Origin of the sequence: Chryseobacterium pyrolae (assembly GCF_025153485.1) — a bacterium.
Classification (GTDB): Bacteria; Bacteroidota; Bacteroidia; order Flavobacteriales; family Weeksellaceae; genus Chryseobacterium; species Chryseobacterium antibioticum.
The window spans coordinates 108777-125190 of record NZ_JANZQH010000001.1; the positions used below are offsets into that span (position 1 = coordinate 108777).

Here is a 16414-nt window from a genome sequence, read left to right on the forward strand (position 1 = left end):
AAAGTTTACGAACGCAGTTCACGAAGGATTTAAACATAATATTCTTAATAACTTAACAAAACCTTAATGGTTTAAATTGTAATCGTTTATTTAATTTCCGCTGTCCATTCAATACCACTGATATCAATCAGCTTTACCGTATGAATATCTTCTTTTTTTACAGAAATATCATTGAGACTGACAGTCAGATCAGCCTTTGCTCCGAGCGGAATAATCAAACTGTGTTTCCCAGGTTTTACTTTAGCCACATAATGATTGCTGATCTTTTCTTTTGGAAACTTTGATAGTTCTTTTGGTTCTAATGCTTTTAAAACATTCCCGTTGTTGTCCAGAATATGAATACCGATCAAAAAAGAACCGTAAACATCAGCCCCCTGGGTTCTGTACACCTCAAATGTCAGATCTGAACTGCTGAGAACAATATTAGAGATTTCAACATTAGGTTTTACAGATTTATTATGCAACGTTCCCCAGACTCCGCCATGGAAATACTGATTGGTATACAGCGTAAGTCCGAAAATTAAAGCAGAACCTGCGAGTACCAGCGTTTTTGGTTTTGATAAAGGAAGAACGCCGGATCCCAGCCATAGAAACCATTTTTTATGGGTAAAGTTTTTATTGTGCTTGATGAAATAATGATCCAGAGAAAAAGAACCGCTTCCGGTAAGAAATAAAACAAATCCACCGGCAATTCCTAAAACACCGATTTGCCACTCATCAAGACACGTAGTTCCGATCCAGCCGGAACCGAGAAGAATTCCCATGGCCAAGCCAAAGATCCCGATGCTCATGAATCTGGTAAACAGCCCTAAAATAATGAATAGTCCTACAATACCCTCAACAATGGTAAAAGTAACCATGGAAGTGTGTAAGGCATCCGGATGGGTAACCAGGTATTCTATAAGAGGTTTTATCCCTAAAGCGTTAGGCAGGAAATGGTTGAATTTCTCTCCGATATATCCCGCTTCATCGGGAATAAGTTTGTTTTCGAGGACGAGTCTGCGCCAGAAGGCTGAAAAGTAAGTCCATCCGATCACAAGACGGAGTGACAATGTGTAGAGTCCGGCCAGGTCATAAGACCGGCTGTCTGAAATATGTTTCATTGAAAATTGTATTGTATTAAAAGACTTTTTGTAGAAAAACAGATTAAGATAAAGATCTAAACCAGATGTAATTTCAATCTTTTAAATAAGATATATTTCGGGGGACTGTTTCCGGTAGAATGTCCGGAATACTTATTCTGAAAAATTATTGCCCCTTCATGAGGAGATGGAACAGCATTTAAAGCCGTAAAGTGTTTGTTTTCCTTAGATTTTAAGCTGTTTTTGGAAACAGAGCTTCTGTTTGAAGAACTTTCCGTTACACTGTCACAGGCATAGGTTTGAGCAGAAGTGGTTGTCTTTACTTTATTTAAGGCAGTGATATATTGAATATCAAAAATACCAAGAAGGTCTCTTTTCAGAGAACATGGAGAAAGTGAGAACACCATCACAAGCATCATTACGATGGTTTTATAGATCTTTATATGGGCTCTTAGATTCTGCATTCTGACAAAACTACGCATTTCTGATTCAAGTCGGCCAAAGATTTTTGATTTGTTTTGGGGTTGTTATGTTTAAAAATTACGTTAACAATAAAATTAAGATAGGGTGAAACAGGTTATTTTAACAAGGGAGTTATAAATTTCACAAATTCAGCCTGTTGGTCCACAAACAGGTAATGGGAACAGTTATCAATGATCTTGAAATGATTTTTTCCAGCCATATTTTCCATGTCCTTGAGCTGTTTCACCGAAAATATTCCATCGTCTTTTCCATAAACGGCAAAAATCGGAATTCCACTTTTCTTTATTTCTTTCAAAACAGGAGTATTATCAAGGTTGTTCCGGGGTTCATTTTTATAAAACTTCAATGGTGATTCCGGGTTTCTGAAATTCGTGGCATAAAATGCTCCTGCTTCATATTCCTTTCTCAATTGTTGACCCTCAGAAGTAGGAGTCGGCATCGTGAAGAAATTCATTTGGCTTGCTATTTCATAACATCTTTTTCTATAAGCAGCCGAGTTCTTGCTCAAGTTTTCAATCTCACCAATTTCTTTAAGTTTTAGAGAATCATTTTTGAACTTTTCTTTAGCTTGTTTTAAGATATGATCATAGGTTTCCTGCTGGGAAAATAAAGCGCCAGCCAACGTGAGTGAACTTACCTTGTCAGGAAATTGTCTGCTGAACAAGGTTCCGATAATTCCTCCAAAACTGTGGGCTAGGATATTGGCTTTCTTGATTCCATAGGCTGTATAGATCTGGTTGAGGTCCGCAAAACTTTCTTCAAAGGTCATGGTCGCATTTTCATCTTTAGATCTGCCTTCTCCGCGTCTGTCGTATACAATAACATAAAATCCTTTATCCGCCAGCTTTTGAGCTGTAGTTCCTTCAAATAGGGTCGCATTTCCACTTGGTCCGCCGTGGATGAAAATGATGGGATGATCCTTCGGGTTGCCATACGCTTTAGCATATATTTTCTGGGCATTAAAGGAAACAAATATCAGGATAGAAAGGAAGGAAAGAAAAAATTTCATAGTTTATTTTGAGACTTCTAATGTATAATGTTCTGCAAAAATATGAATCATAAATTTGAAAATTAAAACACTACTGACTAACAGTTGTCACAATCCTGTCTTATCTTTATCAGCTGAATGGCTTCGAATTATCAAAAGCATTAATTTCAAAAAACAAAAGTAATGGATCAAAATAATTTTGACGGAATTATTAAGCGCTCACTGGCGATCAGAGAAAAGTATCATGGGCTGGAACGCCAGCATCACGGCACGGAATGGACTTTGGAAGAGGATGCTCTTGCTTATCTTACGGATGCTGGACTGGTAGGAAGAGATATCATGTCACACCAAAAAAGATGGCTGAAAAAAGATTCCGCAGTAGAGCTGGAACATAAATTAGGCGAGAATATCTGGTGGCTGATTGTATTGGCAGACCGCACTGGTATTGATATTAAAGAAGCTTTAGACCAATTTTTAACCAAAACAGAAAAATTATTTTAATGAGTTATTGTTTAGCAATAGACGGAATGCAACCCGAAAGCAGAAAAGAACTGCATAAAAACTACCACGACAATTATTACGGATTCCCTATCCATGATGATAATGAACTCTTTGGAAGACTTATACTGGAAATCAATCAGGCAGGACTAAGCTGGGAAACCGTTTTAAAAAAGGAAGACAGTTTTAGAAAAGCTTACCACAATTTTGATATTCAGGCTATCGCAGCCTATACGGAAGAAGATCGCGAAAGACTGATGAATGACGCCGGAATTATCAGAAACCGACTCAAAGTAAATGCTGCCATTGAAAATGCAAAAACCATTATAGCATTGCAGAAAGAATTCGGATCATTTGAAAAATGGCTGGAACACCATCATCCGAAAACCCTTCAGGAATGGATGAAACTATTCAAAAAAACATTCAAATTTACAGGTGGAGAAATTGTCAATGAATTTTTAATGAGTACAGGATATTTGAAAGGGGCACATGCCGAGAGTTGCCCTGTTTACCAGCATGTGCTGGAACAAAAGCCGCTTTGGAAGGAGTAAGAGTTGAGTTTTTTGAGTTTTGGGCGGCGGAGAATCCGCCGCCCTAAACTCTGAAATTTTTCATATATAAATTGATGGTTCTATTTAAAGAGCTGTGCGATACTGTCGTTCTTCCTTTTAATTTCTGAATAGATCAGTTTTAACTTTTCAGGATCTGTCTTAACAGAATTTTCTTTGGCAGTTTGTCGATTATCTGTATTCGCGATGACTTTTTTTAAATCAAATTGATCCAGGTCTTTTTGAGTGTAAAAGATTTTAAAAATTCCCCCCGTTTTAATAGGAATTTCTTTGGCTTTAACGGTATCAACTCGTATTGCTTTTATTTTTTTGAATCCCATAGTATTATTTAAATCCAATGTTGCGGGTGAAATTGCGAAGTCTTTTGGAGTGATTACAATGGAATTAATGGGAATATTATTACGGATAGCCGCATCTATAGGTATATTGATGGGATAAGAATCTATTGTAGTAGTTCCGTCTGAAAAGAAAAGAATTGAGTTTTGTCCTTTGTGTCCTTTTAAGGAGTACAGTGCATTCAGTAATGCATGTGAAAAACTGGTGCCAAATTTCAGCGGCCCTACATGCGTTATCTGTTGGGTAGTTTTATCAATAGCTGTCAGTAATTCCTGTTTATTTTTTGTTAACGGACAGATCAGATAGGAATCACCTGCAAAAACCACAATGGAAAAAGCCTGATTATCTTTTTTGGAAGAAATCATATTTTTTAAAACCTTCAGAACAGCTTCTGACCTGTTGGGTTTAAAATCTATTGAGTACATGGATATTGATTTATCTATTACCAAAGCTATATTCTGTGGTGGAAGTTCTTTTTTCTGAACTGTTTTATTTTCGGTTTTTGTACATCCCAGGATGATAATAAAAACCAGAATTAAAGAATATCTCATTTACTTCAAATTTCTTACTGAAACATCGGGTTTTTCGCCTTGTGGAACAATTAAAATAGCATTATCACTGATGGTATCTCCCTGGTCAAAATAATAGCTTCCTATTACAGGAATAGTACTGGTCGTAAATTTACCGGATTTGTCATAGGCCGAATACGTCACATTAATCATCTGAGCTTTCATTTTCAGTTCAATCTTTTTGGAAGTGAGCTTAGCACCGGTTGCATTGATGCAGTTCAGTTCTACAAGTCCGATATTGCTCACAATTTGAGGGTAAGAAGACAGTCTGATGTTGTATGCTTTGTCTGAAGTGTTTTTTACTGATGCTGACACCTTGTAACGATCATACGGTTTTCCGCCTGCTTCAATACTTTCTTTGTTTAAAATATTAAAAGTGACACTCATTCCATTGACCTCTATCGTCTGGCCGTCAGTAATTTTTTGTGCGCTTATAATGTTTCCGAAGAGCAGCGTCAAGAATAAGCTGAATAAAAAAAGCAGATTTTTCATAGTATAGTTTTTGATGATTAAGACCAATTAAATTTACAAATTATTAGCCCTGCGCGCTAAAATAAATGAGAAAATTCTTTTCTTCGCCATCAATGTATAAATAGTCATAATCTATACCCAGCTGATATTCATGACTTTGCTTATTAACATTTTGAAAATGAAAAATTCTCTTTTCTTTTGTAAACTCTTTCAAAGAATGATAAAAGCTATTCACTTTTTCTAAATTTTCTGCAGGGTCCTGATTGATGTTCTTTGAATGTTCGCGGCCAAAGAACCATTTATAGATTATTTCCCTGAATTCAAATTCAGTTATTGTTCTTACAGCCAGTTCTTTATTGTCTTTTAAAGCAAAATAGGTTCTCATGAAATCCGGAGCATCTATTGAATGATCAAATACAACGATATTAAATTCATAGAAATAATTGGCAACGGGATTATTTCTCAAAGCATGAGCGGATAAAATCTCTTTAAAAAAATCTAATGTAACCATCAATAAGATGTTTTTATACTTGTTAATTACAGAAAAAATAAAAAACCTCTGTTCCATCAATAGGGACGGGCTTTAGCCCGTTTAATAAAAAAAATCAACGCAGAGGGGCTTTAGCCAAAACTTAATTTATCAGCGCTTATGCCTTTTGAGATTCAGAGACGGAATGTTTGTCAGCCATAATAGCCTTATGCTCTTTACCCCACTTTTCAAATTCCAGAATGATGGGCTTCAGCTTATAGCCAATCTCTGTCAATTCATATTCCACGCGGGGCGGAACTTCAGCATAGACGGTTCTGGTGATGATGCGGTCTTCTTCCAGCCTGCGGAGTTGGAGGGTGAGCATCCGTTCTGTGATGTTGTTCAGCTTTTTTCTGAGCACTCCGAATCTCAGTTTTCCATTGATGAGGTAACAGCAGATGGCGAGTGCCCATTGTCCGCCGATCGTATTGGATGCGTAGATTTCCGGACATTCATCGGAAAGCGCTTTTTTATTGGCAAAATTGGTGGATGTTTCCTTTATTTTAGTCATTACTTACATTTTTTATAGTACCATACAATTGGATACTAATGTCAGAAATGTAAGTTACGTATATTATTTTTGCTGAAGAAATGTAAACGAAAAATGAAAACATTAATCATAGTGATTCACCCCGATATCGAAAAATCGGTGATCAATAACAGATGGATTGAAGAATTAAAAAAATCTCCTGAAAAATACACGATTCATTCTTTATACGAAGCCTATCCGGATGAAAAGATAGACGTTGCAAAAGAGCAGGAGTTGATAGAGTCTCATGACAGGATAGTCTTCCAGTTTCCGTTCTACTGGTTCAGCAGTCCGCCGCTTTTAAAGAAATGGTTTGATGAGGTACTTCTTTACGGTTGGGCCTACGGAAGTAAAAGCGGTTACAGAGCAGGAGGGAAGAAGATGACATTGGCAGTCACGGCTGGAATAGATGAACAGGGCTACAGCGCACCAGGAAAATACAAATATACCATGAACGAGCTTTTCCGACCTTATGAACTGACTTTCGACTACATCAAAGCAGACTATAAAGAACCTTTTGTTTACTACGGAATAGAAAACGATCCTTCCAGAGAATGGATTGAAAGAAGTGTACCGATGTATCTGGAGTTTTTGGATTCAATATAAACGGGCAGCGGTCATGTCTATAGATATGGCCGTTTTTACTTTTCAGATTTTCTGTCTTTTACAAATCCACCCACGTTTATCTTTGTTACTCTTTATAATCTACATTTTCAATTTTCCAGCTCATTAATGTTGAATCGCTTTTATAAGTCAAATGCAGATTAATATAACCATTAGGATCAATCATGCCTGTTTTTTCTTCGATATAATAAATTTCAGATCCGTCTTTTGTATCGATTTCGTTGGGTTTTCCGATGAGGTTGATCACCTTTTCTTTACTGGTTCCTCTATGCTTTCCGGATTCAAATGTAAGGACATTTTCCACCAGATCATTCAGCATTTTCTTGCGGTGTCCGTCATAGAGTCCTGATTCTATAGGAACCCATTGAGCAGAATCAAATGTTTCGGAATGACAGCTTGTAAGAACAAGAAGAATACTGGCAAATAATAGAAGGTTTTTGATAGCTCTGTTCATTTTGATATTTTTAATCTTCTATATGCTTTTATAAGCCCTCACTAGTAATTCATATTTATTTATAGTGCTGGTAAAATTTATTGTCAAAAATTTCCTGAGGATCATATCTTCTTTTCAGAACGAAAAAAGAATCAGTTTGAGGATATACTTTTCTCATCTTTAACCTATCGATATGCAGACGGTAGGGCAGATAAAATGTTCCTTCATTTTTAAGAGTAATATCAACGAGTTTGTTGGTCAGGATTTTCATTGCGTTTTCCTGTTTCACTGTTTTCTTTTGGTTAAATAATAAAACAAATCCAAATACATTTTCCCTCGCATAATTCATGTAACTATCCTCATCTTTATTAACGGCCCGAATCGTTATATTGAGAAGATCCAATCCTGAACTTTTTAGAACGGGCTTAATATCCTTAATAAATTGATTAAAATTTCTTTCAGGGATAAAATATTCCTGTAGCAGATCCGTAGAATTTGGGTCTTTATTTTCAATCAGAGAAACGTGGTCATTGAGGAGTTCATTCCTGGAATAAACAGCATTTTTGGTCACTTTGTTCATTCCTGTTTCCAGATCCCAGCGAAGCCTTTTTCCGTATTCACTGTTGACGGTACTTCGGAAAACGAGACGTTTTGTTTCTGCATTTTTGGCATTTTGAACAGACAGCGCAAGCGGTTTTTCATTTGCCTTTTCAAAATAATTAATGGTGGCCTCTTCCAGAAAATGTTTGTCCGAGATCTTTAGTCTCCCGAAAACCAGATTGACTTCAGGATGATCGGAAATAAATTTCTTATAATAATCAGTATAGTGATCCGAATTTAAACGGACATATCGGTATTTCAACGCAGTATTATCAACCACTTTTAACTTGACATCCAAAATAATTCCGAACAGACCATAGCCTCCAATCACCAGCTTAAAAAGTTCAGGATTTTCTTCCCTGCTACAATTCATAATTTCACCGTTGTGATTCATTAAAGTAAATGAAACAACAGTTGAAGCTACTGAAGGAAGGTTTTTCTGCCATCCGTGACCGTTCACACTTATGGAACCGCCTACGGAGAACGAACTGAATGCCTGCATCACTGCAATTGATTTTCCTTTTTTGTCAAGATATTCTATAGCATCTTCCCAAAGAGCTCCCGAACCAATGGTCAGGATATTATTTTCAGCATCCAGCTCCATGTGTTTGTAAGGAAGCATATTGAGGAGAATTCCATTGGGGTAAATGGTGTGTCCACCCATGCTGTGTTGTGCTCCGGCAATGGAGATCTTTAACTTTTTTTCTCTGGCATATTTCAGGATCTGGCGCAGCTGATTTTCAATCTCAGTTTTCGATGACGGGACTTTTATTAAAGTATCTATTTTTGTTAAATTCAATTGACTGGCATCATCCGTATAACCTTTTGGAATTTCTGTTTTATGATCAGGCTCACTCCATTTTGTTTTAAGGACATGAATGACGGGAATAGAAATGAATATAAGGAGCATTAGAATTCCGATAGCAAAAAAATATCTTTTCTTCATTAAAATATTAAAACTCTAAAATACTCAAAATTCCTTATCCCACAGTCGGTGTATCCGCTTCCTTCAGGATCTTTTTCTCCTTCATAGAAAGCATCATCCTTTCATATTTATATTTTTCCCAGTCGAACTGATTCAGAAAATCCAGAGCGGCCTGAAAGCCTCTGTTGAAAAGATCCTCTTTTTCTTCTCTTTTCATAAAGAAATTTAGCCAACTGCTTGTGCCACAATTAACAGATTGAATGCTGTAAAGACGGTAAAAGCTATGCTTTGTTAAAAATGACTTATCATTAAAACCTTTTAACGTGCTGATAATGTTTCCCGCATAAGAAAAAGGGGTTTTCAGAATTTCTTCACTGGTTTTTCCTTTTTCCGAAAGGATGTCAGAATCGCTGGTAAGCTGTACCCCAAAAAGGGGCATTCTTGGATAAAATACATCGCTGGCATGAAAAATATCGATGGGGAAGTTGGAAATACTTCCGCCGTCAATGAAGAGTCCGGAAGGGTAGATATCCTCCGGCTTTGTGTTCATCCAGAATTTCCAGGCATATTTTACAGAACTGTCATCCCTGTCGATCATTTTCCGGAAAGGTTCAAAAAAGAAAGGGACAGACATAGAGGCTCTTACAAATTCAGCCGGGCTGACGTGTTTCAGTTCCTCTTCCGACCAATATAGATTAGCCATTGTAGGAAGCTCTACTTTGATTTTAGCATTGATATCCGTTGTAATGACGATATACTCCGAACGAAGCTGGTAAAACGGATTGTTTTTGTAATAATCATTATTCACCGCACTTTCGTAGAAAATCCTATAACGTGTCTGATCAATATGCTCCTTGTTTTTAGCTTTGATGGCTTCAATGCTTTTTAAAGCGATGGTATAATATTCCTGTGTATTTCCGTAACGGTAATTAAGATTGAGATCATATTCTTTCTGAATGAATTTTTCATTAAGCTGAGCCACCGTTTTGATCCCAAAACCATCCAGAACGCTTTGCATGGTCTCTAAAAAAGCATTCCCCGGATTGAAGCCGCTGTTCTGTTTTCTGAAATCATTGTAAAACTTTTTAATACAGAAAAAGGCGATGATCACCGGAATTAAAGGAATCAGGAATAGGAGTTTTGCATTCAGCGTAGTTTCCGGTCTGGATGCAAAGGGAATGATTACCAGAATCACCATAATAACTGCCAAAATAATGGCATTGATCTTAAAGAAATCCTTATTGTTCAGAATCGCATGAATCGTGGTTTTTACATAGGTCTTTCCGTCCATGAAATCGGCAAAGTTCCAGCTGAAAAGGATATCCTTGATTACCTCGCTTTTGGCTTCCTCTTTAGTTTTGCAGGCAGCAATAAGCATCGTATTGATGGCCCCGGCACTCGTTCCTGCCACTTTCAGAAACCGAACCCCGAATACCTCCAGACCATAAAGATAGCCAACCAGAGCGCTTCCCCAGACACCGCCTCCTTCCTGAACAAATTCTACATACTGGTTTCCCTGCGCATCCAGCAGATCAGAAAATTCCCTGGAGGAAATATTCTCATGGAGAGCCGTAAGCTTGTCTTTAGATTCTCTGGAGAGTACGTGTTCCTCAAGAATTTTGTTTAGAATGTCGGTTTTCATGATCAGTTTGGTGTTTGGTGATGTTGGCTAAACGCAAAGATTGTATTTATCATCCGTCATTGCGAACCGTAAGGTGAGGCAATCTCAAATGCGATTTAAAGTTAGTAACAAATCCTTACAGCAGCTTAAGTGTTTTTCCCTTTTTTGCTGTACAATTACCATTGTTTACGCCTTGCATAAATAAATGTGCAGATCACCACCAAAGCCATGAAACCTAACGTTATAAAATATCCATATTTATGATGCAGTTCGGGCATATTGTCGAAATTCATTCCGTAAAGACCCGCAATAAAAGTAATCGGTAAGAAATATACCGAGTAAATCGCAAGAACTTTCATGACCTGATTGGCTTTCTGATCTGAAAGCGCAAGAAACATTGAAATAAGGTTGGTAATCTGGATATTTAAATGATCAAAATCTGCTACAACATCTTTGTGTTTGTCTTTTAAATCCACGATCTCGGAATCCTGAAGATCCAATAGCTTAAATTTATCTACCGCATCCGTCGAAATAGTCAGTACCCGGGAATTCAGCCCTGATTTCCTTTTCAGCTTATACAGTCTTCTGATCTGGTTCGTATGGTTGGTATTTTTAAGAAAAATTTCGTTTTCAATATTATCCATTGTTTCCAGAAGGCTTAATGATTCATCATCGAAACTTTTCATGATCAGGAGGGCAATCACTAAAGCAATTTTTGAAGAGGAAACTTCGGTCTGCATGGCAGAAATCTGTTTTTTTGTCTCCAAAATACTTTTCGTTTTCATCCTGTGGATGGTGATGATGGTATTATCCAGCAGAAAAATCCCGATTTTTGTGCTGATATCGCTTATGGTGTTGAGGTTTTTTCTTTCCAGCTCCGTACTTTCACGGAGAAGAAAGAATTTTACATTGCCATCCTCTTCGTATTTCGGAAGGTGGTTTGGATCCATGGTATCTTCCAGAAGAAGGTTGTTGATCTCATATCTTTCGTGAAGAAATTTCAGGTCCTCCGCAGTGGGAGCCTCTACATCTACCCATTCACATTGGGAGTCTCTGTATATCGTGTCGATTGGCATATAATAAAAATACTAATATTTTGAAAAACTATGGGTTAAATAATTTTATCTTTGCCAAAATTAAAAAAACTATATGATTAAAAGTACAATAAAAGGGATCGGATTTTATGTTCCAGATAATGTTGTTACGAATGATGATTTAGCTAAACTGATGGCGACCAATGACGAGTGGATTACGGAAAGAACAGGCATCAAAGAAAGAAGACACAGACAAAATAGAAATGATTCTCAGGAAACCACGGCTTATCTGGCATTTAAAGCCTCCGAAAAAGCTCTTGAAAAAGCCGGACTGACCGCTCAAGATATAGATTATATTGTTTTCGCAACACTTTCTCCGGATTATTATTTCCCGGGATGTGGTGTTTTGCTTCAGGATATGCTGGGTTGCGATACTATTGGAGCTTTGGATGTAAGAAATCAATGCTCAGGATTTGTATATGCGGTGAGCGTGGCCAATGCTTTTATCAAATCGGGGACCTATAAAAATATTCTTGTAGTAGGAGCGGAGGTTCATTCTTTCGGACTTGATTTTTCTGATGAAGGAAGAGGCGTTTCAGTGATCTTTGGAGATGGGGCAGGTGCCATCATACTTTCAGCAACGGAAGATGAAAATGCGGGAGATATTCTGGCGGTAAATATGCATTCTGAAGGTAAATATGCAGATGAATTATGCACACAGTTCCCGGGTTCCAAATTCGGATGGAGCGACAGAATGAGAAAAGAACCTGAAAATGTAACCGATAAAGAAGTTTATCCAATCATGAACGGAAATTTTGTGTTCAAACATGCAGTAACAAGGTTTCCGGAAACCATGCAGGAAGCTTTAGATAAAGCAGGAAAAACCATCGAAGATCTGGATATGTTCATTCCTCACCAGGCGAATCTTAGAATTGCCCAGTTTGTACAACAGAAATTCGGACTTCCGGATGAAAAGATCCATAATAATATTCAGAAATACGGAAATACAACCGCTGCTTCTATTCCTATCGCTTTAAGCGAAGCTATTGAAGAAGGAAAGATCAAAAGAGGAGATTTGGTACTTCTTTCAGCTTTTGGAAGCGGATTTACATGGGGAAGTGTATTGTTTGAATACTAAATACAATAATAACATAGAAGTTTTAATGACTTCTCCAATTGATTATAAAAGGAAGCTGCTGCTTCCTTTTTTTGTTGAATGCGGTTTGAGATTGGGTACATTTTTATCATCTTCTATCTTTATCAGGCTTTATTAAAAATATACCCGGACATTAATTCTGAAACATTAAAGTTCTGTGCTTTATTACAATTAAATTTTTCAACAAAAGATATCTTTGAATATACTTTTGGCTGTTCAGATTCGCAAAAACAGACTTCGCAAAAAATTAAACATTTCATCAGAAGAAAACATCTATGTTTTGATAAGTCAGCTATAATTGAAAACAATCTCATCACTGGCTTCTGGTAAATCTATCTCTTTTTTAGGATAATTTTTCAATAAAACAGAGAGCTATGAATCATCAATTAAAAATGTAATTCATTGAATATTAGGGGTGTATTTTTATTGTGATAGCTGTGTGATAGTTGTTTTTTTTGAATCTTCTGCTGTACTTGTTTTATTTGTGCATCAAATTGATGGGATACTGATATCTCACAAAAAATCATATCAAAGCAGTCATAGTAAAAATGAGAATAATTAAACAGCATTTTTTTGCTGGGATTGCTATTTAATATAAAGCGTTTCTGAACACAAATGAAAAAATTAAAAACTTCAATTAAAATAAAAACAAAATTATTTTTTAGCCTGGTCATTTCTTTCCCTATTTATATCTCAGCTCTGCAACATGAAAATTTTAACCCAAAATCACTGGATCAAAAACTTTGGGATTTATCCCCCAAACTAGCTGATGACGGAAATTTTGAAAAAGTGATCACCATCAACCAAAAATTAATTGAAGAATGCAAAAAAGCTGATTACATCAGAGGGGTCATAAAAGGATATTGTAATCTGGGGAATGTTTTCTGCAGAATGGGGAAGTATAAAGAAAGTCTGTCATTGCTTCAACTTGCTGAAAAAGAAAATAAAAAGCTTGATGACAGGGAAATGGAATCTACCATTTATTCGGAATATGGTAATAATTATTATTTATTGGGACTATACACACAGGCGTTAGAATATTTCAAAAAATCTTTAGCATTAACCAACTATATTTCGGGTAGAAATAGGAAAGGATTGCGGCTTTTCGCCTACAGTAATATTATTTCTATTTATGAAATTCGGGAAAAACCAGATTCGGCTTTTTATTATAGTAAAATTAATTTTAATGAAGTAAAAGATATATTTAACAGCAATACGCTTGCCTATCACTATATGCACTATAAAAAAAACTTGGATTCTACAGAATACTATCTGAAATATGCCGGTAAAATATCAGAATCAACACCTGGAAAATCAGTTTTTGAGGACTATAGCTTAAGTAGGAATTGGGGCGAATTTCATGAACAAAAAAAGAATTTTAAAGAAGCGAAAGTTTTCTACGATAAGAGCTTGAAGTTTGCGAAAGTACTGAAATTACCTTTTGAAATACGAGATAGCTATTGGCTATTACATCGAATTTCGGATAGTTTAAAAGATGAAAGATCGTCAAATATTTATTTAAAAAAATACACTCAATTGTATGACAGTCTTTCAAAAACACAAGATGTGGAAGCAGAATTTCCAATCCAGCAATATATAAAAGATAAAGAGCAGGAATATAAAGACAAGGAATTCAGATTATATTATATCATCTTATTAATATTGGTTTTTGCAGTAGTATTTGTATATGTACTGATCAGGATAAATAAAAGAAAAGAAAAATCTTTAGAAAGTAGAATACAGGATGAAAGAGAAAAAATAATAGAAAAAGAGAAAGAAACAGATCATCTGAAATTTAAAATTAATGAAGGATTCGATGAAGTTATAAGACTTGCCAAAGAAAATAATCCTGAATTTGTAACGCTCTTCAGAGAATACTATCCTGAATTCTGCAGTGCACTTATCCATATATATCCTGACATTAATAATGACACCCTTAAATTTTGTGCGCTGCTGAAACTTAATTTTTCTACAAAAGATATTTCCGAATATACTTTTGTCACAACACGCGCTGTTCAGATACGAAAAAATCGTCTTCGGAAAAAACTCGGAATTTCTTCAGAGGAGGATATTTATTTATGGATGAACAATTTAGGTTAATTTCTAAATGCCTTTTTTAATTGATTTCCAGTGGTTTATGACGTGTGATATCTATGTGATATCTGGTTTCTGTGATCAGCCAGACTTTTTGTCTTCCTTTGTTACCGATATCAAGACCATTACATAAATGATGAAAAAGAATGATTTTAAATCCCAGGAATCTTCTTTTGTACTTAGTGAAATTTTCAATGAAACTTTGTGATAGATTTTTGAAGCCTATCAGTATAATAAAAACAAAATTGATGAAAAAAATATGTATTCCAGTGGCGGTAATATTTTCTATTTCCGTGTTTTCCCAGGTAGGAATTAATACCGCTGCTCCTCAGGCTACTTTACATGTAGATGGAAACAAAGATAATCCTTTGACGGGAGCACCTTCTCTTGCACAACAAGCCAATGATGTGGTGATAACTTCTAGTGGAAGGGTAGGAGTTGGAACAATCAATCCTACAGCTCAACTACAGACCACCGGAAATATGATTCTGGGAGCAGCGACCCTTACCAACGGGACTACAGGATACAGTACAATGGTAAGAAATAATACCACAGGAGAATTAAAGGTAGCATCATCAAGCAGTGGAAATACTTTTGTTTTTAATAATGTGGTGTATCAGATTAATAATGTAAGTGGAGACTTCATTAATGATTTCAATACCAATCTTAATTCTACCCAATATACAGTTATCATTACAGGAAGTAGCTTTATTACTGCAAACGGAGGAGGACTTTCAAATTCATCCACCGGAACTTTTTCTCCTAAAAATATATATGCTTATTCAAATGGAGGAACCTGGCACCTTTCCGCAGACTACAGGGGAGGGAGTACAGCTGATAGTATAAATGGCTCTTGGACGATTTATTGTCTTATTATCAATAATACTTTCATGAATTCATTAGGCACAGTTACTTCAAACCTTGGAGGTAGTTCAAATGGTTCTGCAACCACACCTGCAGGATTATAATTTTAACATAAGGTGATTATAAAATAAGAATGCCATGAAAAAGAATATTTTACTCTTATTTGTCTTTTTAGCTTTTTTTTCTACAAATGCTCAAGTGGGTATTAATACTCCAAATCCCCGAGCTGTTTTTCATATTGATGGTGCCAAAGACAATCCAATAACCGGAGTTCCCTCTGCATCACAGCAAAATAATGATTTTGTTGTAACCTCCGCAGGGAGGGTAGGAATTGGAACTATCAATCCTACAGCTCAGCTTCAGACGACTGGGAATATGATTTTAGGAACTTCTGCCGCTACGGGGGGAACTACAGGATATAGTACAGTCGTGAGGAATAATGCAACTGGAGAACTAAGGATTGCCTCATCCGGTAGCGGAAATACTTTTATGTTTAACAGCATAATTTTTCAGCTTAATAATGTTAATGGAGATTATATAAACGATTTCAATTCTAATATTAACTCTGCACAATATACTCTGATTGTCATTGGAAGTAGTTTTAATTTACCCATCGGAGTAGGACTTTCTAACTCCAATTCAGGAACTTTCTCTCCAAAAAATGTATATGCATTCGAGTATCAGGGTACCTGGCATTTATCAGCAGATTACAGAGGTGCTAATACAGCAGATGCAAGTAATGGGTCGTGGACTATCAATTGTCTTGTCATTAATAACACTTTTCTGAACAATCTTGGAACGATTACAGCTGGATTGGGAGGGAGCTCTAACGGTTCTGCACCATCACCGTCAGGTTTATAATTAGTAAAATAAGTAAGATTTGCACGTTTATCATCTCATATTAATGATGATTTTCATTCCCAACAGCACACAATATGTAAAGTGATTTACAAAATATACGCATAAGTTCAGTAATCCAACCGCATGGCCGATAAATACTGAATTGATT

General features: G+C 36.2%; 18 protein-coding genes. 7 read left to right on the forward strand and 11 right to left on the reverse strand.

Annotated elements, in window-relative coordinates; all coding sequences use genetic code 11:
• Window positions 1-86 precede the first annotated feature (86 nt).
• The 3 genes from NZD88_RS00520 to NZD88_RS00530 all read right to left on the reverse strand — a co-directional run bounded on the left by NZD88_RS00520 (window position 87) and on the right by NZD88_RS00530 (window position 2574).
• Window positions 87-1103, reverse strand: a complete 1017-nt coding sequence (locus NZD88_RS00520) for a TQO small subunit DoxD (protein ID WP_259826579.1) — start codon at window positions 1101-1103, stop codon at window positions 87-89.
• Between the two features lie 56 nt (window positions 1104-1159).
• Window positions 1160-1546 carry a hypothetical protein gene (locus tag NZD88_RS00525; RefSeq protein WP_259826580.1) on the reverse strand — a complete coding sequence of 129 codons (387 nt, stop codon included), beginning with the start codon at window positions 1544-1546 and terminating at the stop codon, window positions 1160-1162.
• Between the two features lie 113 nt (window positions 1547-1659).
• Complete coding sequence (locus tag NZD88_RS00530; protein ID WP_259826582.1) at window positions 1660-2574, reverse strand: alpha/beta fold hydrolase; 915 nt, start codon at window positions 2572-2574, stop codon at window positions 1660-1662.
• Window positions 2575-2736: 162 nt separating this feature from the next.
• Here NZD88_RS00530 and NZD88_RS00535 point away from each other — a divergent pair, with 162 nt between their 5' ends.
• Together NZD88_RS00535 and NZD88_RS00540 are read left to right on the forward strand one after the other, a co-directional pair.
• A complete protein-coding gene (locus tag NZD88_RS00535) occupies window positions 2737-3054 on the forward strand; it encodes a nucleoside triphosphate pyrophosphohydrolase family protein (RefSeq protein ID WP_259826583.1) in 318 nt (105 codons plus the stop codon).
• A complete protein-coding gene (locus NZD88_RS00540) occupies window positions 3054-3602 on the forward strand; it encodes a DNA-3-methyladenine glycosylase I (protein WP_259826585.1) in 549 nt (182 codons plus the stop codon). The genes NZD88_RS00535 and NZD88_RS00540 overlap by 1 nt, the downstream gene beginning before the upstream one ends.
• A gap of 80 nt (window positions 3603-3682) precedes the next feature.
• Here the strand turns inward: NZD88_RS00540 and NZD88_RS00545 are convergent, their stop codons facing one another.
• The 4 genes from NZD88_RS00545 to NZD88_RS00560 form a co-directional block, all read right to left on the reverse strand.
• Window positions 3683-4507 carry a vWA domain-containing protein gene (locus tag NZD88_RS00545; protein ID WP_259826587.1) on the reverse strand — a complete coding sequence of 275 codons (825 nt, stop codon included), beginning with the start codon at window positions 4505-4507 and terminating at the stop codon, window positions 3683-3685.
• Window positions 4508-5017: a hypothetical protein gene (locus tag NZD88_RS00550; protein WP_259826589.1), complete on the reverse strand. Its 510-nt coding sequence runs from the start codon at window positions 5015-5017 to the stop codon at window positions 4508-4510.
• A 43-nt stretch (window positions 5018-5060) separates the two neighbouring features.
• Complete coding sequence (locus NZD88_RS00555) at window positions 5061-5507, reverse strand: hypothetical protein (RefSeq protein ID WP_259826591.1); 447 nt, start codon at window positions 5505-5507, stop codon at window positions 5061-5063.
• Window positions 5508-5643: 136 nt separating this feature from the next.
• Window positions 5644-6036, reverse strand: coding sequence for a winged helix-turn-helix transcriptional regulator (locus NZD88_RS00560; RefSeq protein WP_259826593.1), 393 nt, complete (start codon window positions 6034-6036; stop codon window positions 5644-5646).
• Window positions 6037-6129: 93 nt separating this feature from the next.
• Between NZD88_RS00560 and NZD88_RS00565 the strand changes: the two genes are divergently transcribed.
• On the forward strand, window positions 6130-6660 hold the full coding sequence (locus NZD88_RS00565; RefSeq protein ID WP_259826595.1) for an NAD(P)H-dependent oxidoreductase: 531 nt from the start codon (window positions 6130-6132) through the stop codon (window positions 6658-6660).
• An 85-nt stretch (window positions 6661-6745) separates the two neighbouring features.
• Here the strand turns inward: NZD88_RS00565 and NZD88_RS00570 are convergent, their stop codons facing one another.
• From NZD88_RS00570 to NZD88_RS00585, 4 genes are all read right to left on the reverse strand, one after another.
• Window positions 6746-7132, reverse strand: a complete 387-nt coding sequence (locus NZD88_RS00570; protein WP_259826596.1) for a hypothetical protein — start codon at window positions 7130-7132, stop codon at window positions 6746-6748.
• Window positions 7133-7187: 55 nt separating this feature from the next.
• On the reverse strand, window positions 7188-8657 hold the full coding sequence (locus NZD88_RS00575; protein WP_259826598.1) for an FAD-binding oxidoreductase: 1470 nt from the start codon (window positions 8655-8657) through the stop codon (window positions 7188-7190).
• 34 nt (window positions 8658-8691) lie between these two features.
• Window positions 8692-10278 carry a patatin-like phospholipase family protein gene (locus tag NZD88_RS00580; RefSeq protein WP_259826600.1) on the reverse strand — a complete coding sequence of 529 codons (1587 nt, stop codon included), beginning with the start codon at window positions 10276-10278 and terminating at the stop codon, window positions 8692-8694.
• A gap of 155 nt (window positions 10279-10433) precedes the next feature.
• Window positions 10434-11333 carry a magnesium transporter CorA family protein gene (locus tag NZD88_RS00585; RefSeq protein ID WP_169235103.1) on the reverse strand — a complete coding sequence of 300 codons (900 nt, stop codon included), beginning with the start codon at window positions 11331-11333 and terminating at the stop codon, window positions 10434-10436.
• 73 nt (window positions 11334-11406) lie between these two features.
• Between NZD88_RS00585 and NZD88_RS00590 the strand changes: the two genes are divergently transcribed.
• The 4 genes from NZD88_RS00590 (at window position 11407) to NZD88_RS00605 (ending at window position 16266) form a co-directional block, all read left to right on the forward strand.
• Window positions 11407-12429 carry a 3-oxoacyl-ACP synthase III family protein gene (locus NZD88_RS00590; protein WP_259826602.1) on the forward strand — a complete coding sequence of 341 codons (1023 nt, stop codon included), beginning with the start codon at window positions 11407-11409 and terminating at the stop codon, window positions 12427-12429.
• Between the two features lie 633 nt (window positions 12430-13062).
• Window positions 13063-14547 (forward strand): tetratricopeptide repeat protein, encoded by a 1485-nt coding sequence (locus NZD88_RS00595; protein ID WP_259826604.1) that lies wholly within the window; start codon window positions 13063-13065, stop codon window positions 14545-14547.
• A gap of 242 nt (window positions 14548-14789) precedes the next feature.
• Entirely contained in the window at window positions 14790-15509 is a 720-nt protein-coding gene (locus NZD88_RS00600; protein ID WP_259826606.1) for a hypothetical protein, read from the forward strand.
• 34 nt (window positions 15510-15543) lie between these two features.
• Window positions 15544-16266, forward strand: a complete 723-nt coding sequence (locus tag NZD88_RS00605) for a hypothetical protein (protein WP_259826608.1) — start codon at window positions 15544-15546, stop codon at window positions 16264-16266.
• Window positions 16267-16414: the final 148 nt, after the last annotated feature.